General features: G+C 47.4%; 18 protein-coding genes. 11 read left to right on the top strand and 7 right to left on the bottom strand.

Annotated features, from left to right (window positions below; translation table 11 throughout):
- Positions 1–28: 28 nt before the first annotated feature.
- Positions 29–1,447, top strand: coding sequence for a PTS trehalose transporter subunit IIBC (gene treB / locus ACWA5Z_RS06035; RefSeq protein WP_431050726.1), 1,419 nt, complete (start codon positions 29–31; stop codon positions 1,445–1,447).
- Entirely contained in the window at positions 1,447–3,096 is a 1,650-nt protein-coding gene (gene treC / locus ACWA5Z_RS06040) for an alpha,alpha-phosphotrehalase (RefSeq protein WP_431050728.1), read from the top strand. Before treB ends, treC begins: the two co-directional genes overlap by 1 nt.
- 85 nt (positions 3,097–3,181) lie before the next feature.
- Here the strand turns inward: treC and lysS are convergent, their stop codons facing one another.
- Together lysS and prfB are read right to left on the bottom strand one after the other, a co-directional pair.
- Positions 3,182–4,690 carry a lysine--tRNA ligase gene (gene lysS, locus ACWA5Z_RS06045; RefSeq protein WP_431050730.1) on the bottom strand — a complete coding sequence of 503 codons (1,509 nt, stop codon included), beginning with the start codon at positions 4,688–4,690 and terminating at the stop codon, positions 3,182–3,184.
- Positions 4,691–4,724: 34 nt separating this feature from the next.
- Positions 4,725–5,823 (bottom strand): peptide chain release factor 2 gene (gene prfB / locus ACWA5Z_RS06050; protein ID WP_431050732.1). Its coding sequence is split into 2 segments (ribosomal slippage): positions 4,725–5,747 and positions 5,749–5,823, totalling 1,098 coding nucleotides; the frame shifts between segments, so codons are not numbered across the junction.
- 202 nt (positions 5,824–6,025) lie between these two features.
- On the opposite strand from prfB, the gene ACWA5Z_RS06055 reads away from it, so the two are divergent.
- Together ACWA5Z_RS06055 and ACWA5Z_RS06060 are read left to right on the top strand one after the other, a co-directional pair.
- Positions 6,026–6,856: a formate/nitrite transporter family protein gene (locus ACWA5Z_RS06055; protein WP_431050734.1), complete on the top strand. Its 831-nt coding sequence runs from the start codon at positions 6,026–6,028 to the stop codon at positions 6,854–6,856.
- A 243-nt stretch (positions 6,857–7,099) separates the two neighbouring features.
- A complete protein-coding gene (locus ACWA5Z_RS06060; protein WP_431050736.1) occupies positions 7,100–7,738 on the top strand; it encodes a DUF417 family protein in 639 nt (212 codons plus the stop codon).
- 54 nt (positions 7,739–7,792) lie between these two features.
- On the opposite strand, the gene fdhE is transcribed toward ACWA5Z_RS06060, so the two are convergent.
- The 4 genes from fdhE to fdnG are packed head-to-tail and all read right to left on the bottom strand — an operon-like array spanning position 7,793 to position 13,347.
- Positions 7,793–8,713: a formate dehydrogenase accessory protein FdhE gene (gene fdhE, locus ACWA5Z_RS06065; RefSeq protein WP_431050738.1), complete on the bottom strand. Its 921-nt coding sequence runs from the start codon at positions 8,711–8,713 to the stop codon at positions 7,793–7,795.
- Complete coding sequence (locus ACWA5Z_RS06070; protein ID WP_431054305.1) at positions 8,710–9,381, bottom strand: formate dehydrogenase subunit gamma; 672 nt, start codon at positions 9,379–9,381, stop codon at positions 8,710–8,712. The genes fdhE and ACWA5Z_RS06070 overlap by 4 nt, the downstream gene beginning before the upstream one ends.
- Positions 9,382–9,383: 2 nt before the next feature.
- On the bottom strand, positions 9,384–10,289 hold the full coding sequence (gene fdxH, locus ACWA5Z_RS06075) for a formate dehydrogenase subunit beta (RefSeq protein ID WP_431050740.1): 906 nt from the start codon (positions 10,287–10,289) through the stop codon (positions 9,384–9,386).
- A gap of 1 nt (position 10,290) precedes the next feature.
- Positions 10,291–13,347, bottom strand: a complete 3,057-nt coding sequence (gene fdnG / locus ACWA5Z_RS06080; RefSeq protein WP_431050742.1) for a formate dehydrogenase-N subunit alpha — start codon at positions 13,345–13,347, stop codon at positions 10,291–10,293.
- Between the two features lie 265 nt (positions 13,348–13,612).
- On the opposite strand from fdnG, the gene fdhD reads away from it, so the two are divergent.
- The 6 genes from fdhD (at position 13,613) to gdhA (ending at position 20,806) form a co-directional block, all read left to right on the top strand.
- The gene (fdhD, locus tag ACWA5Z_RS06085; RefSeq protein ID WP_431054306.1) at positions 13,613–14,419 is read left to right on the top strand and encodes a formate dehydrogenase accessory sulfurtransferase FdhD; all 807 of its coding nucleotides are present in this window, start codon (positions 13,613–13,615) and stop codon (positions 14,417–14,419) included.
- A 75-nt stretch (positions 14,420–14,494) separates the two neighbouring features.
- Complete coding sequence (gene polA, locus ACWA5Z_RS06090; protein ID WP_431050744.1) at positions 14,495–17,299, top strand: DNA polymerase I; 2,805 nt, start codon at positions 14,495–14,497, stop codon at positions 17,297–17,299.
- A 64-nt stretch (positions 17,300–17,363) separates the two neighbouring features.
- Positions 17,364–17,525 carry a hypothetical protein gene (locus ACWA5Z_RS06095; protein WP_431050746.1) on the top strand — a complete coding sequence of 54 codons (162 nt, stop codon included), beginning with the start codon at positions 17,364–17,366 and terminating at the stop codon, positions 17,523–17,525.
- Positions 17,518–17,748, top strand: coding sequence for a type II toxin-antitoxin system RelE/ParE family toxin (locus tag ACWA5Z_RS06100; protein ID WP_431050748.1), 231 nt, complete (start codon positions 17,518–17,520; stop codon positions 17,746–17,748). The genes ACWA5Z_RS06095 and ACWA5Z_RS06100 overlap by 8 nt, the downstream gene beginning before the upstream one ends.
- Positions 17,749–17,869: 121 nt before the next feature.
- Positions 17,870–19,336 (top strand): 4-hydroxy-3-polyprenylbenzoate decarboxylase, encoded by a 1,467-nt coding sequence (ubiD, locus tag ACWA5Z_RS06105; protein WP_431050750.1) that lies wholly within the window; start codon positions 17,870–17,872, stop codon positions 19,334–19,336.
- Positions 19,337–19,456: 120 nt separating this feature from the next.
- On the top strand, positions 19,457–20,806 hold the full coding sequence (gdhA, locus tag ACWA5Z_RS06110; RefSeq protein WP_449343193.1) for an NADP-specific glutamate dehydrogenase: 1,350 nt from the start codon (positions 19,457–19,459) through the stop codon (positions 20,804–20,806).
- A 78-nt stretch (positions 20,807–20,884) separates the two neighbouring features.
- On the opposite strand, the gene ACWA5Z_RS06115 is transcribed toward gdhA, so the two are convergent.
- The gene (locus ACWA5Z_RS06115) at positions 20,885–21,826 is read right to left on the bottom strand and encodes a sugar ABC transporter substrate-binding protein (RefSeq protein ID WP_431050753.1); all 942 of its coding nucleotides are present in this window, start codon (positions 21,824–21,826) and stop codon (positions 20,885–20,887) included.
- Between the two features lie 259 nt (positions 21,827–22,085).
- Here ACWA5Z_RS06115 and ACWA5Z_RS06120 point away from each other — a divergent pair, with 259 nt between their 5' ends.
- Positions 22,086–23,576, top strand: a complete 1,491-nt coding sequence (locus ACWA5Z_RS06120) for a sugar ABC transporter ATP-binding protein (RefSeq protein ID WP_431050755.1) — start codon at positions 22,086–22,088, stop codon at positions 23,574–23,576.
- Positions 23,577–23,588: the final 12 nt, after the last annotated feature.

A 23,588-nucleotide genomic window follows, 5' to 3' on the forward strand; every position in this document is an offset into this window, starting at 1 on the left:
TCGCAAATCATTTATCGAGGATATGACGATGGCAAAAACAATCGATCCAAACTTAGTGGCTCAACTTATTCAACTGATTGGCGGGCGAGATAATATCGCCACGGTGACCCATTGTATTACGCGTTTGCGTTTTGTGCTGAATGATGAATCAAAAGCAGAAACGGCACAGATTGAAGAATTGCCGATGGTCAAGGCGGTGATCTCCACCGGCGGGCAATACCAAGTGGTGATCGGGCAGGAAGTGGCGGATTACTATAAAATCTTATTGGATAAAACCGGGCTTGCCAGCGTGGATAAAGAGCAAGTCAAAGCGGCTGCCCGCCAAAATCAAAAATGGTATGAACAACTGATCTCCCATATGGCGGATATTTTTATTCCCTTATTACCGGCGTTAATTTCAGGCGGTCTGGTATTGGGTTTCCGTAACGTCATCGGTGATATTGCCATGTTTGATGACGGCACCAAAACGTTAGTGCAAATCAGTCCGTTTTGGAATAGCGTACACAGTTTCTTATGGCTGATTGGCGAAGCAATTTTCCATTTTTTACCTGTCGGAATTTGTTGGTCGATTGCGCGTAAAATGGGGACATCCCCTATTTTAGGGATCGTGTTGGGTATTACTCTGGTTTCGCCGCAATTAATGAATTCTTATGGGTTAGGTTCGCAAATACCCGATACATGGGATTTCGGCTGGCTGCAAATTGAAAAAGTCGGTTATCAAGCCCAAGTGATTCCGGCGATTATGGCGGGCTTGGCTTTGGCTTATATCGAGCGTTTCCTGAATAAAATTGTACCGAATTCTCTCAATTTAGTGATTGTGCCGGTGGTGTCAATTATCCTTGCCGTCTTCTTGGCTCATACCATTATCGGCCCTATCGGTCGTGAAATCGGCAACGGCGTTGCTTTTGTGGTACGCAATGCGATGACCGGTGATTTCGCCCCAATCGGCGCAGCGTTATTTGGCTTTTTATATGCGCCGTTGGTGATCACCGGTGTACATCAAACTACCTTGGCGGTTGATATGCAGATGATTCAAAATATCGGCGGAACACCGGTTTGGCCGCTAATTGCCTTGTCGAATATTGCGCAAGCTTCCGCCGTATTGGGGATTGTGTTGATCAGCAAAAAAGCCAATGAACGTGAAATTTCCGTTCCGGCGGCAATATCGGCTTATCTCGGCGTCACCGAGCCGGCGATGTATGGGATCAATATGAAATACCGCTTTCCTATGCTGTGCGCCATGATCGGTTCTGCCTGCGCCGCCCTGATTTGTGGCTTTGCCGGTGTGCTTGCCAGTTCTATCGGCGTGGGCGGTTTGCCCGGTATCCTCTCTATCCAATTGCCTTATTGGGCAACCTTTAGCGTAGCAATGCTGGTGGCGATTGTCGTTCCGCTGGTATTAACCATGATCGTTTATAAACGTAAAGCGGTTAAAGGAGAACTCTAGTGCGACGGACAACGCAAACGCAGTGGTGGAAACAAGGCGTTATTTACCAAATTTATCCTAAAAGTTTCCAAGATACCACAGGCTCAGGCAGCGGCGATATTCAAGGTATTATTCGGCGACTGGATTATTTGCAAACCTTAGGGGTGGATGGCATTTGGATTACCCCTATGTATGTGTCGCCGCAAGTCGATAATGGCTATGATATTGCCAATTACCGTGAGATCGATCCCAGTTATGGCACGATGGCGGATTTCGAGCAACTGATTGAACAAGCCCACCGACGCAATATCCGTATTGTGATGGACATGGTCTTTAACCACTCATCAACCGAACATGAATGGTTTAAACAGGGGGAAGATCCGAACAGTCCTTACCATGATTTTTATATTTGGCGAGAGCAACCGACTAACTGGCAATCAAAATTCGGCGGTAATGCGTGGAAGTGGTCGGACAAGGCGGGTAAATATTATTTGCATCTGTTTACCGATGAACAAGCGGATCTCAATTGGGAAAACCCGCAATTACGCGAAGAGTTATATCAAATCTGCCGTTTTTGGTCAGAAAAAGGCATTGACGGTTTGCGTTTGGATGTGGTCAATCTGATTTCCAAACCTGAGGTGTTTGAAGATGATTGCCAAGGCGACGGCCGCCGTTTTTATACCGACGGGCCGAAAATCCACCAATTTTTGCAAGAATTAAACCGAAAAGCCCTCACGCCTTATGGATTAATGAGCGTGGGCGAAATGTCTTCGACCCAATTAGAACATTGTCAGCAATATGCCAATTTAGAGGGTACGGAGCTATCCATGACGTTTAATTTCCACCATCTCAAAGTGGATTATCCGAACGGTGAAAAGTGGACATTTGCAGCACCTGATTTTGTGGAATTAAAACAGATTTTCAATTATTGGCAGCAAGGCATGCACAATAAAGCCTGGAACGCACTGTTTTTCTGTAATCATGACCAACCGCGCATTGTTTCTCGTTTTGGCGACGATAGCGCGTTATCCGCTAAATTATGGGCGATGGTGTTGCATGGCTTACAAGGCACGCCCTATATTTACCAAGGCGAGGAGCTGGGCATGACCAATCCGCATTTTGAGCGTATTGAACAATATCGCGACGTGGAAAGCCTGAATGCGTATAAAGCCTTGCGCGCCCAAGGCAAAAGTGCGGTGGAAATTTTGCAAATTTTAGGGCAAAAATCCCGTGATAATGGACGCACCCCAATGCAATGGGATAATTCGGCGCACGCCGGCTTTACTCAAGGCACACCGTGGATCGAAGTCGCCGCCAATTATCCGCAGATCAATGCCCAAGCGGCATTGCAAGATCCTGAATCCGTCTTTTATTTCTATCAAAAATTGATTCGATTACGCAAGCAATATGCCGTGTTTACCGATGGTGATTATCAGGATCTCGACCCTGCCAATCCGCATTGTTGGCAATATCTACGCAACGACGGCAAAAACCGCTTGTTGGTGATGGCGAATTTGACGGAGCAACGGCAACCAATCCGGCTTGATCCCGCCTTGTTACAAGGTTCATGGCAGTTACTATTAAGCAATGAACCGACCGATATTCCGCTATCAACACCGCTAACTTTAAAACCTTACCAAGCGTGTTATTTTTACGGCAAAAATGAATAGCGACGCTCTTGCCGCCGCGTGAAAAGAGCCGATAAAAAGCCGCTGTGATCAGACAATCACAGCGGCTAAAACGAATAAAGCGCAATTAATCTTTGTGTTGTCTCATCGCCGGGAACAGAATCACATCGCGGATTGACGGCGAGTTGGAGAAGATCATCGCGAGGCGGTCGATACCCAACCCTTCGCCGGCGGTCGGCGGCAAGCCGTGTTCAAGTGCGGTCACGAAGTCTTCGTCTTTGAACATCGCTTCGTCATCACCCGCTTCTTTGGCGGCGACTTGTGCGTCAAAGCGCGCGTTTTGGTCTTCGGCGTCATTGAGTTCCGAGAAACCGTTGCCGATTTCGCGTCCGCCGATAAACAGCTCGAAACGGTCGGTTACGTCCGGATTTTCATCGTTACGCCGTGCCAATGGTGAGATTTCCGCCGGGTGCGCCATTAAGAACGTCGGTTGAATCAGATGGTGTTCCGCCACTTCTTCGAAAATCGCGTTAATCACGCTGCCTAAACCCCATGATTTTTGTACTTCAATCCCTAATTTTTCGGCTAACGCTTTGGCTTGGACGAAATCTTGCAGCTGTTCAGGCTGGATATTGTCGCCGTATTTCAAAATTGCTTCGGTCATGGTTAAACGTTCGAACGGTTTGCCGAAATCGAAAGTGTATTCGCCGTACGGTACGCGGGTTGTGCCGAGAATATCCAATGCCAGTTTGCGCAACAGTTCTTCGGTGTTGTCCATCAAATCGTGATAATCGGCGTAGGCTTGGTAGTATTCCAACATGGTGAATTCCGGATTATGGCGCACGGAAACGCCTTCGTTGCGGAAGTTGCGGTTCAGCTCGAATACGCGCTCAAAGCCACCGACCACTAAGCGTTTCAGATACAATTCCGGCGCAATCCGCAGATACATATCAATGTCTAAGGCGTTGTGATGGGTGACGAACGGACGCGCCGCCGCGCCGCCCGGGATCACTTGCAGCATTGGGGTTTCCACTTCCATAAAGCCTTTATCGAGGAAGAATTGGCGGATACCGCTGATCACTTTGGAACGAATCACAAACGCACGACGGGAATCGTCGTTGCTGATTAAATCCAAATAACGTTGGCGGTAGCGCGTTTCCTGATCGCTCAAGCCGTGGAATTTATCCGGCAACGGGCGCAGCGCTTTGGTCAGCAGCTCAAGTGCGGTACAGCGCACGGTCAGCTCGCCGGTTTTGGTTTTAAACAGCGTGCCTTTTGCGCCGATGATATCGCCCAAATCCAACAGCGACATCAGGCTTGCATATTCGCCTTCCGCCAGCAGATCGCGCGCCACATACAACTGAATTTTGCCGCTCATATCTTGTAAGGTGATAAAACTGGCTTTGCCCATTTTACGCCGGGTCATGATCCGTCCGGCAACGCTGACCGCGATTTCTTGCGCTTTTAACGTTTCGCCGTCTTGGTTTTCATATTGATTGTGCAGATCTTGCGCCAAGTGCTCACGGCGGAAATCGTTAGGGAACGGGTTGCCTTGTTGGCGAAGTGCGGTCAGTTTTTCGCGACGCACCAACATTTCTCCGTGCAGATCCAGTTCCGGAAGTTGTTGTTCTGACATAATGTGTATTCCTTAGGGTTATTTCAATATTGGCTTACAAACCGGCTTTTAAGCTGGCTTCAATAAATTTGTCCAAATCGCCGTCCAACACCGCTTGGGTGTTGCGATTTTCAATGCCGGTGCGCAAGTCTTTAATCCGTGCGTCGTCCAACACATAGGAGCGGATTTGGCTGCCCCAGCCGATGTCGGATTTGCTGTCTTCCATCGCTTGTTTTTCGGCGTTTTTCTTTTGCAGTTCCATTTCGTACAACTTGGCTTTCAACTGCTTCATACACTGATCTTTATTCTTGTGCTGCGAGCGGTCGTTCTGACACTGCACCACGATTCCGCTTGGAATATGGGTAATCCGCACCGCACTTTCGGTTCTATTGACGTGCTGCCCGCCCGCACCGGAGGCGCGGTAAACATCAATGCGCAAGTCCGCCGGATTGATGTCGATGTCGATATCGTCGTCGATTTCGGGATAGACGAATACCGCACTGAACGAAGTGTGGCGGCGGTTGTTGGAATCAAACGGGCTTTTGCGCACCAAGCGGTGGATACCGGTTTCGGTGCGCAGCCAGCCGAAGGCGTATTCGCCGCTGACCCGAATGGTGGCGGATTTAATCCCGGCGACATCGCCGTCGGAAGCTTCCATCAGCTCGGTTTTAAAGCCTTTGCTTTCCGCCCAACGCAGGTACATCCGCACCAGCATTTCGGTCCAATCCTGTGCTTCGGTGCCGCCCGAACCGGCCTGCAAATCGACATAGCAATCGGCGCTGTCGTGTTCGCCGCCGAACATACGGCGGAATTCCAGTTGCGCTAATTTGGCTTCCAGCTCTTGCAGCTCGGCAACCGCTTCGTCAAAGGTGTCTTGATCCTCGGCTTCCACCGCCAATTCCAATAAACCCTCGGCATCTTGCAAGCCTTGATCCAACGTGCGGATTGTTTCCACCACCGCTTCCAACGCCGAGCGCTCTTTGCCTAGCGCTTGCGCTTTTTCCGGCTCGTTCCACACATCGGGCTGCTCTAATTCGGCGTTCACCTCTTCCAAACGTTCGACTTTTCCGTCGAAGTCAAAGATACCCCCGAAGCACCGCAGTACGTTCGCTGAGATCGCTGATTTGATTTTTTACGGGATTGATTTCAAACATTCTAAATAACCGATTCTAAATTGACTATAAAAGGGCAAATTATATGCTATTTGGCGACGATTTAATAGGTGCAATTCCGCTTGCCGCGCTTAAGTGCGGTTTGGTCAGCCGGCGATGCTATTTTTTATTTGTTAACGGTTTATGTTATAGTTGCGGCGTTTTTTAACATTTTGTTTAAAAAATATTCTGCACAGGAGGAACAATGAAATCAGAATTAAACGGCAGCAAATTATCCTATCGCGATCGCATGGCGGTGGAGGAACATGAGCGTTTAAGCCCGCGTTTGTTGTATGAAATTATCCGCCAAGACGGGATTGAAGAGTTGTCACGCCCAAGCAAAGCGTTGCTTTTTTCCGGCATTACCGCCGGCTTGGTGATCACGTTTTCATTTATTTTTAAAGCGGTATTTACCGCCTATACCCCGGATGAACCTTGGGCGCCATTGGTCACGAACATGGGCTATACCGTGGGATTTTTGCTGGTGATTTTGGGGCGTATGCAGTTGTTTACCGAAAATACCATTACGACGGTGGTACCGTTATTCAACCCACTGAGCTTAAGAAAATTGTTGGCGGTGGCGAAGTTATGGGGCACGGTATTCGGCGCCAACTTGATCGGAACCACTTTAGCGGCTTTATTTTTACAAAATGATCATGTGTTTAATCCGGAGTTTGTGATCGCAATGAAAGACATCGCCCGTCATGTGGCGGGAATGTCGGTAAGCGATAATATTTTGCGTGGTATTCCGGCGGGCATTTTAATTGCTTCGGTGGTGTGGATGATGCCAACGGTCGGCAACGGCAAGTTCGTGATGATTTTTTTCTTTATTTATTTGATCGCCTTGGGGGATTTCACTCATGTGGTGGTCGGTTCGGCGGAAATGGCGTATTTGGTGATTCAGGGCGAAGCCGATTTATATGACTATTTTGTCACCTTTCTCGCCCCGACCGCACTTGGCAATATTTTGGGCGGCACAGTGGTATTTACCATGATGATCTATGGTCAGGTGACTGATGAAATAGGCGGAAAATAGCCTCACATTTTTCGAATAACGGCGTTCAGGGCGGCTTGAACGCCGTTTTTTATTGCATAAGTTGGTGTTGGGTTCACGTTATGCGGGATTTGAGACTTTATAGCCCAAAGTTTGCTCTTATTTGCCATGCCAATTTATTGCAAATGAGAATAAATTGCATTTGATATTTTAAACTGAAAATATCAACTTATGTCGTGTGTATTTTAGGGTAGCACACCATTTTACTATAATAATGAGGTTAATATGAGTACGAATGTCATACATCTGGCAGCAGCGTTTCTTGCCACTAAACAGCGCATTTTCATTAATTTTATCCGTATCGCGATTTGTATTGTCATGCTTTGGATCGGGGGGTTGAAGGCGTTTCAGTATGAAGCGGACGGTATTGTGCATTTTGTTGCCAACAGTCCGTTTATGAGTTTCTTCTATAAAGACAGCCAAAAAATGGTGGAAAACGACAACGGCGTATTGGTGAAAGAATATACTTTGTACAAAAACCCGGAAGGGAAGATGGTACAAAAAAATATTGATTGGCATAAGCAAAACGGTACTTATCCGTTCTCTTACGGCTTGGGGGCGGTGATTGTCACGATCGGTTTGCTGACGCTGTCGGGAATTTGGAATCCGACCACCGGCATGGCGGGCGGCTTGCTCACGTTTGGCATGTCAATCGTCACCCTCTCATTTTTGATCACCACGCCGGAAACCTACGTTCCTAATCTCGGTGGTGATCTGCCTACCCCGAATTACGGCTTCCCTTACCTCTCCGGCGCAGGGCGGCTGATTTTAAAAGATATTATCATGATGGCAGGCGGGCTGATTGCCGCGTCGGAATGTGCGCAGCGGTTTTTGAAAGCGAAAAGTGCGGTTGCAAACGGCTAGTAAAAAACAGGGTGGATTTAATTCCACCCTGTTGCTTTGATTGTCTATCAATGGCTATTCCGACGGAAATAAAAACGGATTGACCGCACTTTTGGCGTAACCCATTTTTTCCATCTCGTCATCTAAGAAGAAACTGGCAAGGTCATCGGCAATCGCTTCGACATCCGGGTTTTTATCCTGATATAGCGCTTTCAGATAGCTGTGGCAGTCGTCACAACTTTCGCTTTTGATCGCGTTTTCGCTGTCTAACGCCCAATAGTTGAGCTTGCCGCCTTGTTCGCAGTTGCTGCATTTCACCCGCACCATATGCCATTCGCTTTCGCATAAGGAACAGTGCAGATAGCGCGTACCTTGTGCTTCGCCGATGTGGATCATGCTTGCGACCGGGGCGGAACCGCACACCGGGCAGAATTGGCGGTTTTCACCGAGTTCGGTTTTGGCATGGTGCGGAATTTGCTGCACCAGTTGCGTCCAATACAGCGATAGTGCCGCCCATAAGAAAATCGCTTTGTCGCTTTGATTCGGCAGAAAATTGTCGCGCAGCAGTTGATCCGCCAAGCTTTCCAATTCACTGTCAGACGCTTTTTCCAACCACTCGATACTTGCCAGAATCGTGTCGTTGGCGTTCGGTTTAAGTTGTTGCAACAGCTGTTGTAACAAGCTGATCCACACCGGATCACGTTGCCAATTTTTCCAATGCAATGGCTGCTGACTGAGCAATGCCGCATTGTCTTTGACCGCACTTAGGCGGGAATCGATGGCAAGCGGCGCATTTTGCAGCAAATCCAGTTGTGCCGCGGCGATATTGGCGCAGAAGCGCAGATAATCCTGCAGCGGGTGATTTTCACTCAACTTGCGCAAGCGCGCTGCACGGCGTTGGTATAGGTTTTTCGGATTGGCGAAAAGAAGCGGTGGGGCAAAAAACCCCGCCGCTGCCTGTTTGATTTCGCTTTCCGCTAAGATGCGAATACTCATTCTTTATGCTCTTGTTTTTCTTGGCGTTCTTCTTTTTGCAATTCCGGCAGAATGGATTCACGGAACCAACGCGGGTGGTGTTTTTTCGCCCAGCGTGCGGTAACCCAGCCTTCCACCATACCGGTGATGGAACCGCGCACCCAAATCGCCATATAGATATGCACCATAATGCCGAGGATCAGTGCGATTGCGCTGGTGGCGTGCAACAATAAAGCGATACGAATCACCGGAATCGAGAAATTTTCGGCAAAATACGGGCGCCAAATAATAATGCCGGTCGTCAATAAAATGACTAATGCCATAATCAACGTCCAGAACAGTAATTTTTGTCCCATATTATAGTGACCGACATCCGCCACGTGGTGCTCGTTGCCTTTCAGCACTTCAACCACATTGAACAGCCATTGCCAATCGCCTTTTTCGATCAGGTTATCGCGCCAATAGTGTTTAGCCAGAATGGCAAAAGCGGCAACCATCACTAAACCGGTGAACGGGTGTAATACCCGCGCCAGTTGCGGGGTGCCTAACACTTCCGCAATCCAAGCAAAGTCGGCAAAGAAAAACGATAAGCCGGAAAGTGCGGTCATAAAGAAACACAACACTAACAACCAGTGGCTCAACCGCTCTTTCAGGTTATGGCGAATAACTTTTCTGTTTAAATCAACCATCATTATTCTCCTTTTCCGTGTGGATCAAGCGGTTTTTGGATGTCATCATCGTCTTCTTCGGTGTTCGGACCGATACCGATGTAGTGAGCGGCGGAGGCGATTGCCAACGCGCCCATTGCCATCCCTGCCAATGGTTTCAGAATGCCTTTCCATAAACCGACCACCGGACTGATGGACGGATCTTTCGGCAAGCCTGAATACAACTCCGGTTTGTCGGCATGGTGCAGCACATACATCACGTGCGTACCGCCGACCCCTTGCGGATCGTATAAACCGGCGTTTTCATAACCGCGCGATTTCAGATCTTTCACTCGGGTTTCGGCATATTGCTGCATTGCCGCTTTGCTGCCAAAGTGAATCGCCCCGGTCGGACAGGTTTTGACGCACGCCGGTTCTTGCCCCACATTCACCCGATCAGAACACAGCGTACATTTGTAAGCACGGTTGTCTTCCTTGTTGATACGCGGAATATTGAACGGACAGCCGGCAATACAGTAACCGCAACCGATACATTTATCCGATTGGAAATCAACGATACCGTTGGCGTATTGGATAATCGCCCCCGGTGCCGGGCAAGCTTTTAAACAGCCCGGCTCCGAACAGTGCATACAACCGTCTTTGCGGATCAACCATTCCAGACGATCGTTTTCCTCCACTTCGTTGAATTTCATCACCGTCCACGATTTGGCGGTGAGATCAATCGGATTGTCGTAAACCCCGGTACAAACTCCCGGGGTGTCACGCAGATCATTCCATTCGGAACACGCCACCTGACAGGCTTTACAGCCGATACAGGCGCTGACATCGATCAGCTTTGCCACTTCCACTTTATGATCCCGCGTTTGTGGCGGCGGGGTTAGCGTTGAAGTTGCAGAGGCATTAATAATATCTTGAGTTTGAACTGCCATATTAAGCCTCCGTCACTTTTTCAATGTTGACCAAGAATGTTTTAAATTCCGGTGTTTGCGTGTTGGCGTCACCGACACTCGGGGTCAGGTTGTTGGCAAAGAAGCCTTTTTTGCCCACGCCGGCAAAGCCCCAGTGAATCGGCACGCCGATGGTGTGAATGGTTTTGCCGTCCACTTCCAGTGCTTTAATCCGTTTGGTGACCACGGCAACGGCTTTGATATAGCCGCGTTTCGAGAACACTTTCACTTGATCGCCGTGGTTAATGCCTTTTTCCGCCGCAAGTGCGTCGCCGATTTCAATAAATTGTTCAGGTTGTGCGATAACGTTTAACAGCGCATTTTTGGTCCAGTAGTGGAAATGCTCGGTTAAGCGGTAAGTAGTTGCCACATAAGGGAACTCACTGGCATTACCCATGGTTTTCTGGTCGTTTGGCAAAATCCGCGCCGCCGGGTTGTGAATCACGTTCGGGTGCAGCGGGTTAGTGCCAATCGGGCTTTCGATCGGTTCATAATGCTCAGGGAACGGACCTTCCGCCATTTTATCAATCGCAAACAAACGGCTTACGCCTTCCGGCTGCATGATAAACGGCAATACATCGCTGCCCGGAGGGGCAGTGGTGTAGTCGGCGACATCGGTATAGTTCCAGTTTTTACCGTTCCATTTTACCAATTGGCGGGTTGGATCCCACGGATTGCCTTGGCGGTCGGCGGAAGCACGGTTGTAGATAATCCGACGGTTCAACGGCCATGCGAACGCCCAGTTCAGGGTGTTGCCCAAGCCTGACGGATCGGAATTATCACGGCGCGCCATCATATTGCCTTTTTCCGTCCATTGACCGGTGTAAATCCAGCAACCGGAAGAGGTTGTGCCGTCATCACGCAACTGGGCAAAGCTCGACAACAGTTCGCCTTTTTTCACCACTACATTGCCGTTTTCGTCCAACAAATCGGCTAATGCATAACCGTTATTCTCTTTCGCCAATTCTTCCGCACGCGGCTCTAACGGATTGCGGTAATTCCACTGCATTGCATTGAGCTGCTCGATTCCCTGACCGCCCTCTTTTTCATACAAGTGCAGCAAGTGTTCGCGCAATTCGGACAGAATTTCCACATCCGGTTTGGCTTCCTGCGGTTGGTCATTGCCTTTCCAGTGCCACTGCAACCAGCGGCCGGAGTTGGCAATCGAGCCGTCTTCTTCGGTGAAACAGGTGGTCGGCAGGCGGAATACTTCGGTTTGAATGGATTCGGTATCCACATCATTGTATTCGCCGTAGTTTTGCCAGAAATCCGAGGTGTCGGTTTTCAGCGGATCCATGATCACCAAGTATTTTAATTTGCTTAACGCCGTCGTCATTTTCGCGCGGTTCGGATACGACGCAATCGGGTTGAAGCCTTGGCACAGATAACCGTTGACTTTGCCCTCGTACATCATATCGATATAACGGAAATGGTCATACGCGCCGTCGATTTTCGGCAGGAAGTGGTAACCGAACTCGTTATCCGCAGTCGCTTTATCCCCATAGAAGGTTTTCAGCAAGCTGATAAAGAATTTCGGCGTATTTTTCCAATAGTTGACCTGATCTTTTTGGGTCAGTTTCGGGGTAATCCGATTCAGGAACACCTCTAGACTGGTGTCTTTGTCCGTCGGCAACGGTATATAACCGGTTAACATATTCGGGAATAAGCCGAGATCGGTAATCCCTTGTACGTTGGAGTGACCGCGCAACGCATTTACACCGCCGCCGGACACACCGATATTACCCAGTAGTAACTGGATCATCGCCATGGTACGGATATTTTGCGAGCCGACAGTATGTTGCGTCCAACCCAGCGCATACATAAAGGTGGCATTTTTATCTTTGGCGGCTGTTTTCGCCAATTCTTCACAGAAGTGTAAGAAATCCTTCTGTTTCGAACCACAGATCCGTTCGACCATTTCCGGCGTATAGCGGGAAACGTGCTCTTTCAGCACATTGATCACACAACGCGGATCTTGCAATGTCAGATCTTGTTTGGCGAAACCGTTTTCGTCAAATTGGTAATTCCAAGTGGACTTGTCATATTGGCGTTTTTCTTCATCGTAACCGCTGAACAAGCCGTCTTCAAAACCAAAACCCTCCGCCACCAAATAACTGGCGTTGGTATATTGTTGAACGTATTCGTGTTGGATTTTATCGTTGCTTAACAGATAGTGAATAACACCGGATAAGAACGCGATATCGGTACCGGAACGAATCGGCGAATAGAAATCCGCCACCGAGGCAGTACGGTTAAAGCGTGGATCAACCACCATTAACTTCGCACCACGGCGTTTTTTCGCTTCGATAACCCAACGGAAGCCGACGGGATGTGCTTCGGCGGCATTACCACCCATTACGATGACTAAATCGGAATTGGCGATATCAACCCAGTGGTTTGTCATGGCACCGCGACCAAATGATGGAGCAAGACTTGCTACCGTTGGTCCGTGTCAGATACTCGCTTGGTTGTTGATTGGCACCATACCGAGCGCACGCGCCCATTTTTGGCTTAACAAACCGGTTTCGTTGCTGGACGCGGAAGCCATCAACATCCCGGTGGAAACCCAACGATTGACCGGCAAGCCGTCGCCGTTAGTCGGAATGAAATTGGCGTCGCGGTCGTCTTTCATCAAACGGGCAATACGCTCATAGGCTTCGTGCCAACTGATACGTTTCCACTCTTTCGCCCCCGGGGCGCGGTATTCAGGATATTGAACGCGGCGTTCGCTGTTGACATAATCCAATGCGCCCGCACCTTTCGGACAAAGGGCTCCGCGGCTGACCGGATGATCGGCATCGCCTTCAATATGAATCAGTTTTTCACGGGCGTTCATTGCTCCGTCACCTACGCTATAGAGTAGCATACCGCAGCCGACGGCACAGTAAGTACAAGTATTACGGGTTTCACGTGCACGCAACAGTTTGTACGAGCGCGGCGCAGCCAGTGCGCTTGCCGGTGCAAAACCTAATGCGGCAGCGGTGGTTCCCGCCATGCCACTTGCACAAACTTTGAAGAATTTTCTTCTGCTGAGTTGCATAAGAACCTCTCAAGATTGTGAGATTTAGAGTAAAATAAAAAAGTTAGTTTTAGGGTTGTAACAAAAATGTAAAATACGTTACATTCATTCGCTAGCTTACTCCTGTTCAAAATCCGACGCAACAGGCAAACGTATTTTATATAATCTAGATCAAGAAGATATTCCGCTATTTTTGTGAACTGCGTCAGAATTATAAAAATTTACCTATTTTTGATTAAAGGAAAAGACTTTGTTAACATTAAAAACAAGAAGCGTAAGTGTATTCATGCCGAATGGCGAATCGGACGAGCGACAACCGCACTTCGGGCGCAAAAGCGATTGGTTGGCGACGGAAGTGCCGGTTGCGTTGGTGTATAACGGCATAGCACATACCGTCATGATGTGCAGTCCGGCGGATTTGGCGGATTTTGCGCTCGGTTTTTCCCTCGCGGAAGGGATTATCGACCAAGCAAGCGATATTTATTCCCTTGATGTCGTCAATGTTCGCAACGGCATTGAAGTGCAAATCGAGATGGCAAGCCGCTGTTTTATGGCGTTAAAACAAAAACGGCGTACGCTGGCAGGGCGCACCGGCTGCGGTTTGTGCGGCGTGGAACAGTTGCAACAGGTCACGCGCCCGCTAACCGCACTTGAGCACACGTTACAATTTGATTTGAGCAAACTCAACGGCTGCCTGCAACAACTGCAACAAGCGCAACAACTGGCTCAGCAAAGCGGCGCCACCCATGCCGCCGCGTTCTTCAATTTAGACGGCGAACTGCTGGCAATCCGCGAAGATGTCGGACGCCATGTCGCCCTTGACAAACTGCTCGGCTGGCACGCACGACAAAAACAAAAGTGCGGTCAGAATCGCGAGAAACTGCAAGGCTTCGTGTTGGTCACCAGCCGCGCCAGTTACGAAATGGTGCAAAAAAGCGTCGCCTGCGGCATTGAAATCCTAATCGCCGTTTCCGCCGGCACCGACTTCGCCGTCAACCTCGCCGCACAACACAACCTCTCCCTCGTCGGCTTTGCGCGTGAAAATCGCGCAACGGTGTATTGCGGGGGGGAGCGGTTTGATTGCAGTGAGTGATAATTTAATCCGCACTTCAAACCGCACTTTTGCTACAATACCCTCCAACTTCATCCATTAAAAAAGTGACCATTTATGACAGCTAAAATTGCCGATAACGCCCTTGTTCTTGTGGACGGGTCTTCTTATCTTTACCGTGCCTTTCACGCCTTTCCCCCGTTGAGCAACTCGCTCGGCGAGCCGACGGGGGCGATGTATGGGGTGTTGAATATGCTGAAAAGCCTGATTGCGCAAGCCAATCCGCGCTATTTGGCGGTGGTGTTTGACGCCAAAGGCAAGACCTTTCGTGATGAACTGTTCGAGCAATATAAATCGCACCGCCCGCCGATGCCGGACGATTTGCGCAAGCAGATTCAGCCGTTGCACAACATGATTAAGGCGTTGGGCATTCCGTTATTGGTGATTGACGGCGTGGAAGCGGACGATGTGATCGGCACACTTGCCGTTCGCGCGTCAAAGTGCGGTCAGAAAGTGCTGATCAGCACCGGCGATAAAGATATGGCGCAGTTGGTGGACGATAACATCATGTTGATCAACACCATGAACAACACCTTGTTGGATCGCGAGGGCGTGGTGGAAAAATACGGCATTCCGCCGGAATTGATCATTGATTATCTGGCGTTGCGCGGCGACAGTTCGGACAATATCCCCGGTGTGGCTGGAGTGGGCGAGAAAACCGCACTTGGGCTGTTGCAAGGCATTGGCAGTATGCGGCAGATTTATGCCAACTTGGATCAGGTGGCGGATCTGCCGATTCGCGGCGCGAAAAAGCTGGGCGATAAATTAGCCGAAGCCAAAGCGATGGCGGATCTTTCCTATCTGCTTGCCACGATTAAAACCGACGTTGAACTGGAGCTGTCTTACGACCAATTGACCATGCAAGCGGCGCAAACCGACGAGCTGATCGAAGCGTTCGGGCGTTATGAATTTAAACGTTGGTTGAATGAAATCTTGCAAAACGGTTCAAGTTCGGTCACTGCGGCAGAATTATCGGCAACGCGTTTTAACGGTTACCAAGCTACGGCAACGACCAGCGAAAGTGCGGTTACCGCCCCGATCAAAGCGGTGCGGATTGACCGCACTTTATATCAAACCATTCTGAACCAAGCCGATTTCGCCGCCTGGTTAGACAAATTGGCGGCGGCGGATTTGATTGCGCTGGATACCGAAACCGACAGCCTGAATTATATGCAAGCCAATCTGGTCGGGATTTCCTTTGCTTTAACCAACGGCGAAGCGGCGTATTTGCCGTTGCAACACCGTTATTTAGACGTGCCGCCGCAACTGGATTTACAGACCGCACTTGCCGCCTTAAAACCGATATTGGAAAATCCGAAGATTCAAAAAGTCGGACAGAATATCAAATATGATGAAACCATCTTTATCCGTCACGGCATTCAGTTGCAGGGGATTGCCTACGACACCATGCTCGAATCCTACACCCTCGACAGCACCGGACGGCACAATATGGACGACTTGGCGCAGCGCTATTTGGGGCACGGCACGATTAGTTTTGAGGACGTGGCGGGCAAGGGCAAAAATCAACTGACGTTTGATCAAATTCCAATCGAGCAAGCGGCGGAATATGCGGCGGAAGATGCCGATGTCACCATGAAACTGCACCAAACCTTATGGCGGAAACTGCAAGCCGAACCGACCTTAGTCGAACTGTTTCAGCAACTGGAAATGCCGTTGTTGTCGGTGTTATCACGGATTGAACGCAACGGGGTGTTGCTTGATTCTGATTTGTTATTGCAACAATCCGGCGAAATTGCCAACCGTTTATTGCAATTGGAACAACAGGCGCACGAACTTGCCGGTGAGCCGTTTAACTTGGCTTCCACCAAACAGTTGCAAGCGATTTTATTTGATAAGCTCGGTTTGCCGGTGTTGAAGAAAACCCCGAAAGGCGCGCCTTCGACCAATGAAGAAGTGTTGGAAGAATTGGCGTATGAACACGCCTTGCCGAAATTGTTGGTGGAACATCGCGGGCTGAGCAAACTGAAATCGACCTACACCGACAAACTGCCGTTGATGGTGGACAAACACAGCGGACGGGTGCACACCTCCTATCACCAAGCGGTGACGATTACCGGGCGTTTGTCGTCGAGCGATCCGAATCTGCAAAATATCCCGATTCGCACCGAAGAAGGGCGGCGCATTCGCAAAGCCTTTATCGCCGCCGAGGGCAATAAAATCATCGCCGCCGACTATTCGCAAATCGAATTGCGGATTATGGCGCATTTGTCGAACGATGTCGGTTTGAATCACGCCTTTGCCGACGGACAAGATATTCACCGCGCCACTGCCGCCGAGATTTTCGGCGTGGCGTTGGATCAAGTCACCAGCGAACAACGCCGTAGCGCCAAAGCGATTAACTTCGGTTTGATCTACGGCATGAGCGCCTTCGGCTTGGCGCGCCAATTGGGCATTGCGCGCGGACAGGCACAGCAATATATCGATCTCTACTTCCAGCGTTATCCGGGGGTGCAGACCTTTATGAGCGACATTCAGCAAAAAGCGCGCGAGCAAGGCTTTGTCGAAACCCTGTTTAAACGCCGTTTATACCTGCCGGAAATCAAATCCGCCAACGCCATGCGGCGCAAAGGTGCGGAGCGGGTAGCCATCAATGCGCCAATGCAAGGCACGGCAGCGGATATTATCAAACGCGCAATGTTGTTGATCGACAACGAAATCCGCCACAGCGACGAGATCAAAATGATTATGCAAGTGCACGATGAACTGGTGTTCGAAGTGCGGTCGGATAAAGTCGATTTCTACGCCGAGCGGATTAAAACCCTGATGGAACAAGCCGCCCGACTCAGCGTCCCGCTGATCGCCGAAGTCGGTATCGGTGATAATTGGGACGAAGCGCATTAGTTGAATTGACGAAAAATTGTGCAAGGGGTAGAGTAAGCACATAACCGTTTAAGGAAGGTGAAAAATGGAAGATAAAACAGTTGAGTATAAAAAATTTGTTGCAGAGCAGGTTAAAAAATCGGACGAAGATATCAAAAATGGTCGTCTTTTTACCTCTGAGCAATTTTATGAGCGTGCGATAAGTGCAATTGCAAGAGCGCAGCAAGGAATGAAACATAGTGCTTAATATTATTTATACTGAGCAGGCGTTAGATAATATCGATCTTATTGCGTTTAATATTACCGAATTTGTTGGTGTTTATAGTGCGATAAATGTAATTGATGATATTAAAAAGTCTATTGATTTATTAGCGTATTCTCCAGAAATGGGCATAGCTGGCATTGTTTTGGGTACTAAAGAAATTTATCCTAGAGGCTATCGGGAGTTTATAGCATTAATGACAACATAATTTATATTCGTACGATTGTACATTGCCGCCAGCTCTATCCACCCATTTTTTAACGGTGCTTAGGGCATGAAAATAAAATAACGGAATTATAAAAAATTCCTCGCTGATAAAGATAATACCCATGAAATACAAAAACCTACGCGATTTTATTGACCTCTTGGAACAACAAGGCGAGTTGAAGCGGATTTCACAGCCGATTGATCCGCATTTGGAAATGACCGAGATTGCCGACCGCACTTTGCGTTTGGGCGGGCCGGCGTTGTTGTTTGAAAATCCGGTTGGTTATGATATTCCGGTGCTGTGTAACTTGTTCGGCACGGCACGGCGGGTGGCGTTGGGCATGGGGCAGGAAGAGGTGACTGCGCTGCGTGATGTCGGCAAGTTGTTGGCATTTTTAAAAGAACCTGAACCGCCGAAAGGGTTTAAAGACCTGATCGGTAAGTTGCCGCAATTTAAGCAAGTGCTGAATATGCCGACCAAAGTGTTGGGCAAAGCCGATTGCCAGCAGATTGTATGGCGGGGTGATGAGGTCGATCTCACTAAGCTGCCGATTATGCACTGCTGGCCCGATGATGTTGCGCCGTTGTTGACGTGGGGGCTGACCATCACCAAAGGGCCGTATAAAAAACGGCAAAATCTCGGGATTTATCGTCAGCAATTAATCGGCAAAAATAAATTGATTATGCGTTGGCTGTCGCACCGTGGCGGCGCATTGGATTTTCAGGAATGGAAAGCCGCGCACCCGAACGAACCGTTTCCTGTTTCGGTGGCATTGGGCGCCGATCCGGCGACTATCCTAAGTGCGGTCACGCCGATTCCGGACAGCCTGTCCGAATATGCCTTCGCCGGATTATTACGCGGCAACAAAAGCGAAGTGGTGAAGTCGGTTTCCAATGAGCTGGAAGTGCCGGCAGGAGCGGAAATAGTGCTGGAGGGCTATATTGATCCCGACGAAACCGCACTTGAAGGTCCTTACGGCGATCACACCGGTTATTATAACGAGCAGGAATATTTTCCGGTGTTCACTGTGACCCATATCACCATGCGGCAAAACCCGATTTACCACTCCACCTACACCGGACGCCCGCCTGATGAACCGGCGGTGCTGGGCGAGGCGTTGAATGAAGTGTTTATTCCGATTTTGCAAAAGCAATTTCCGGAAATCGTCGATTTCTATCTGCCGCCGGAGGGCTGTTCCTACCGTTTGGCGGTGGTGACGATTAAAAAACAATATCCGGGGCATGCCAAACGGGTGATGATGGGGATTTGGTCGTTTTTACGCCAGTTTATGTATACCAAATTTGTGATTGTGTGTGATGACGATGTCAATGCACGCGATTGGAAAGACGTGATTTGGGCGATCACCACCCGCAGCGATCCGGCGCGCGATTGCACCATTATTGAGCACACGCCGATTGATTATCTCGATTTTGCCTCGCCGGTGGCAGGGCTGGGTTCGAAAATGGGGATTGACGCCACCAATAAGTGGAACGGTGAAACCGATAGAGAATGGGGTATTCCAATAACAAAAAATCAAGATATCGTGAAAAAAATAGATAAAATATGGGAAGATTTAGCTATTCTTTAGAAAAAATTTAGTTTAGAATAAAAATCCTCAGCGGCGCTCCCTGTGCCAACGAGGATTTTTTATTACAATCATAACAGATAGAAAACACACAACACATCTAAAAACAAAGAAGGAAAACCCATGAGCAATTTAACCTCTCTCGACGATTTCTTAGCGCAACTGGCGAAACGCGATGGCAACCAACCGGAATTTCTGCAAGCGGCAAAAGAAGTGTTCACTTCGGTTTGGCCGTTTATCCAAGCCAACCCGAAATATGCTTCGCAAGGTTTACTAGAGCGTTTGGTTGAGCCGGAACGCGCATTTCAATTCCGTGTGGCGTGGACGGATGATAAAGGGCAAGTGCAAGTCAACCGTGCGTTCCGTGTCCAATTCAACAGCGCAATCGGGCCGTACAAAGGCGGCATGCGTTTCCACCCGTCAGTCAACCTGTCGATCTTAAAATTCTTAGGCTTCGAGCAAATCTTCAAAAATGCGTTAACCACCCTGCCAATGGGTGGCGGCAAAGGCGGCTCGGACTTTGATCCGAAAGGCAAATCCGACGCGGAAGTCATGCGTTTTTGCCAAGCCTTGGTTGCAGAATTATATCGTCATATCGGACCGGACACCGACGTACCGGCCGGGGATATCGGCGTGGGCGGGCGTGAAGTCGGTTACTTGGCGGGCTACATGAAAAAATTATCCAACCAAGCGGCGTGCGTGTTCACCGGACGCGGTTTGTCTTTCGGCGGTTCCTTGATCCGCCCTGAAGCGACCGGTTACGGCTTGGTTTACTTCGCACAAGCGATGTTGCAAGAAAAAGGTCAATCCTTCGCCGGTAAAACCGTGTCGGTTTCCGGTTCGGGCAACGTGGCGCAATATGCGATTGAAAAAGCGTTGGAATTAGGCGCGAAAGTGGTGACCTGTTCTGACAGCAGCGGTTATGTATATGACAAAGACGGTTTCACTGCGGAAAAACTCGCCGCATTACAAGAAATCAAAGAAGTGAAACGTGGTCGCGTGAAAGATTACGCCGAACAATTCGGCTTGGAATACCATGCCGGCGAACGCCCTTGGGGGGTGAAAGTGGATATCGCCTTGCCTTGTGCCACGCAAAACGAATTGGAATTAGCCGACGCAGAGACCTTAATTGCCAACGGCGTACAATTGGTGGCAGAGGGCGCAAATATGCCGACTACGATTGAAGCGACCGACCGTTTCTTAGCCGCCGATGTATTGTTCGGGCCGGGCAAAGCCGCCAACGCCGGTGGCGTGGCGACCTCCGGTTTGGAAATGGCGCAAAGCTCACAACGTTTATACTGGACGCGTGAAGAAGTGGACGCGCAATTAAAACGCATTATGTTGGATATCCACGCCAACTGTAAAAAATACGGCACAAGCGAAGGCGAAACCAATATCAACTATGTGGTCGGTGCGAACGTTGCCGGCTTCGTCAACGTGGCTGACGCCATGTTGGCACAAGGCGTGTTCTAATCACAAGCCAGACCGCACTTTGATTTTCTCATTGAAAACCGAAAGGTATTTGCCTTTCGGTTTTTTAGCGATTTTATTTTAATATTTTTTCGATTCTTCTTTATCGACAACCACAGGATCGACATAGAAAGTCTCAGGAATTTCTTGATTATTGAGTTGTTTTAAAGCAAATTCGAGTGCAACTGCAACTTGTTTTTTAGGAAGCTGATCAATAGTATTTTGCATTTTACCCTGTTTAACATACTCAATTGCTAGTGGTATGCCATCATATCCGGTAACAAGGACTTTGCCTGCTAATCTAGCGTTTTCTACAGCAGTGACAGCTCCGATAGCCATATTGTCATTTGCAGCAAAAATTCCTTGTATATTTGGGTTTGCAGTTAGAATATTACTCGTAACATTGAGAGCTTGCTCTGTTTCCCAATTTGCGGATTGAGAGGCAACAATTTTAATATCAGGATATTCTGAAAAAGCTTTCAGTGCACCCGCTTTACGTTGTTCCCCATTATCAACGCCGGGAATTCCTTCTAAAATTGCAACACTACCTTGACCTCCGATTGCTTCTGACAAATTTTTAGCAGCTAAATATCCTCCTAAAAAGTTGTCAACACCAACATAGTTGAATTTTAGACCTGCTTTTTCAGCAGCTTTTGCATCAAGTCGCACATCCAGATCAATAATTGGAATATTGGCTTGTTTGGCTTTTTGGAATGCAGGTATAAATGCGATGGAGTCATTCGGCGTTACAATAATTGCGTCAACTTTTTTAGCAATCATATTTTCAACTAAACCAACTAGTTGTTCTGTTGAATCTTCTTTTTCAGCGACTTGAATTGTTAGATTGATATTCATTTCTTTTGCAGCTTCTTCAGCACCTTTTTGCATAGAAATAAAATATTCATTACTTAATGTTTTCATCAGCAATGCAATTTGTGGCTTATCTGCTGCATTAATTGTTGTTGATAAAACAAATGTAAGTAATCCAACCTTGATTGAGTTAATGAGTAACTTTGTTTTCATTTTAGATTCCTCGTTGTAGAAGTCATATTGTATATTTCTATTTCTGACAGCTTACTTCATTTGTCAGTGTTTTGATTCTAACATGTTCAGTGTTGTTTTTTGTGATTAAAATCACATATTGAAAAATAAACCATTTAAAAGAAAATAAATGTTATTTTTATAACTAATTTTGTTCTTTAGTGTGAAATTGGTCACGCTTTTTGTAGGAGGAATAGAGTATCCTTGGTTCAATATTGTTTACTAGGGCTGAAAAGAAGATATGAACAATAATGAGATAATGCTTGAGCTGCGGAATGTTGAAAAAAGTTTCTTTGGAAATCAAATATTAAAGAATATTAACTTACAAATTAATGCTGGAGAGGTGCACTGTTTAGTCGGAGAGAATGGTGCAGGTAAATCAACGCTATGTAAGATTATTGCGGGCATCTATTCTAGAGATAGTGGAGAAATTTTTTATCAGGGTAGTTATTACTTACCTAAAACGGTTAAAGATGCTCAAACATTAGGAATTGGCTTTATCCACCAAGAGTTAATGCTTGTTCCTCAATTAAGTGTCTTGGAAAATATATTTTTAGGCTCTGAAAAAAGTCTCAGCTTAGGTAGAATGAACTGGGAGTTTATGAGAAAAAAAACGAAAGAAATTATAAATGAACTGGAATTAGATATTCAGCCAGATTCTTTAATATCAACACTTTCCATTGCTCAACAGCAAATGGTGGAAATTGCAAAAGCAATATTTAGCGAATATAAAATTATCATTTTTGATGAACCAACAGCTTCTATATCAAGAAAAAATACAGAAGTTCTTTTCAAAATAATCCAAAGGCTTAAAAAGAAAAAAGTGGCTATGATTTATATTTCTCATCGTTTAGAGGAGTTCCAACATATTGCAGATAAAATAACAGTATTAAGAGACGGTGAAATAACTGGAACTATAGATTATAAAAATATCTCACATGATGATATTGTCAGATTAATGGTAGGGCGAGATGTGGATTTTAGTCGCTATTATCGAAATATTGTTTTTAACAAAGAAAAAGCAAGATTTCAGCATATAGTTACTGAAGGCGTTAATGATGTTAGTTTTAGTCTAAATCAAGGTGAGATACTTGGGTTTGCCGGATTAGTCGGCTCTGGAAGAACGGAATTGTTACGTGCTATCTATGGCGCAGATCCAGCAACGGGAGAAATATATATTGATAATGAAAAAGTAGAAATTAATTCTCCTAAAGATGCAGTCAAACTAAAAATTGGTTTTATCACTGAGGATCGTAAATCACAAGGTTTAATATTGGGATTAAGTATTCGTGAAAATATCACATTACCGATTCTTAGTAGATTTTGGAAAAAACTTTTCTTAGATAAAAAGATGGAAGCTAGTTTAGCAAAAGAAAATATTTCTAAACTTAGAATTGTTTCTCGAAGTACTGAACAAGAAACCAAAACACTTTCCGGTGGAAATCAACAAAAGGTAATCATTGCTAGATGGCTTGAAAGTGGAGTAAATATTTTATTTTTCGATGAACCAACAAGAGGGATTGATGTTGGAGCTAAATCTGAGATATATGATTTAATGCGCCAATTTGTTGATGATGGCGGAAGTATTATTATGGTTTCCTCAGACTTGCCAGAATTGATGACGATGTCTGATAGAGTTATTGTGATGCGAAATGGTCATAAAATAAAAGAGATTGATAATAAAGATGATATTTCAGAAGAAAATTTGATGCGTTTAATGATAGGGGTTTAGGTAATAAGAGGT

This window comes from Testudinibacter sp. P80/BLE/0925 (assembly GCF_053570785.1).

Excerpts from the sequence above, each read along its gene's own strand:
- treB (WP_431050726.1), top strand. The coding sequence starts at position 29 with ATGGCAAAAACAATCGATCCAAACTTAGTGGCTCAACTTATTCAACTG.
- lysS (WP_431050730.1), bottom strand. The coding sequence starts at position 4,690 with ATGTCAGAACAACAACTTCCGGAACTGGATCTGCACGGAGAAATGTTG.
- ACWA5Z_RS06055 (WP_431050734.1), top strand. The coding sequence starts at position 6,026 with ATGAAATCAGAATTAAACGGCAGCAAATTATCCTATCGCGATCGCATG.
- ACWA5Z_RS06060 (WP_431050736.1), top strand. The coding sequence starts at position 7,100 with ATGAGTACGAATGTCATACATCTGGCAGCAGCGTTTCTTGCCACTAAA.
- fdhE (WP_431050738.1), bottom strand. The coding sequence starts at position 8,713 with ATGAGTATTCGCATCTTAGCGGAAAGCGAAATCAAACAGGCAGCGGCG.
- ACWA5Z_RS06070 (WP_431054305.1), bottom strand. The coding sequence starts at position 9,381 with ATGGTTGATTTAAACAGAAAAGTTATTCGCCATAACCTGAAAGAGCGG.
- fdxH (WP_431050740.1), bottom strand. The coding sequence starts at position 10,289 with ATGGCAGTTCAAACTCAAGATATTATTAATGCCTCTGCAACTTCAACG.
- fdhD (WP_431054306.1), top strand. The coding sequence starts at position 13,613 with ATGCCGAATGGCGAATCGGACGAGCGACAACCGCACTTCGGGCGCAAA.
- polA (WP_431050744.1), top strand. The coding sequence starts at position 14,495 with ATGACAGCTAAAATTGCCGATAACGCCCTTGTTCTTGTGGACGGGTCT.
- ACWA5Z_RS06095 (WP_431050746.1), top strand. The coding sequence starts at position 17,364 with ATGGAAGATAAAACAGTTGAGTATAAAAAATTTGTTGCAGAGCAGGTT.
- ubiD (WP_431050750.1), top strand. The coding sequence starts at position 17,870 with ATGAAATACAAAAACCTACGCGATTTTATTGACCTCTTGGAACAACAA.
- gdhA (WP_449343193.1), top strand. The coding sequence starts at position 19,457 with ATGAGCAATTTAACCTCTCTCGACGATTTCTTAGCGCAACTGGCGAAA.
- ACWA5Z_RS06115 (WP_431050753.1), bottom strand. The coding sequence starts at position 21,826 with ATGAAAACAAAGTTACTCATTAACTCAATCAAGGTTGGATTACTTACA.
- ACWA5Z_RS06120 (WP_431050755.1), top strand. The coding sequence starts at position 22,086 with ATGAACAATAATGAGATAATGCTTGAGCTGCGGAATGTTGAAAAAAGT.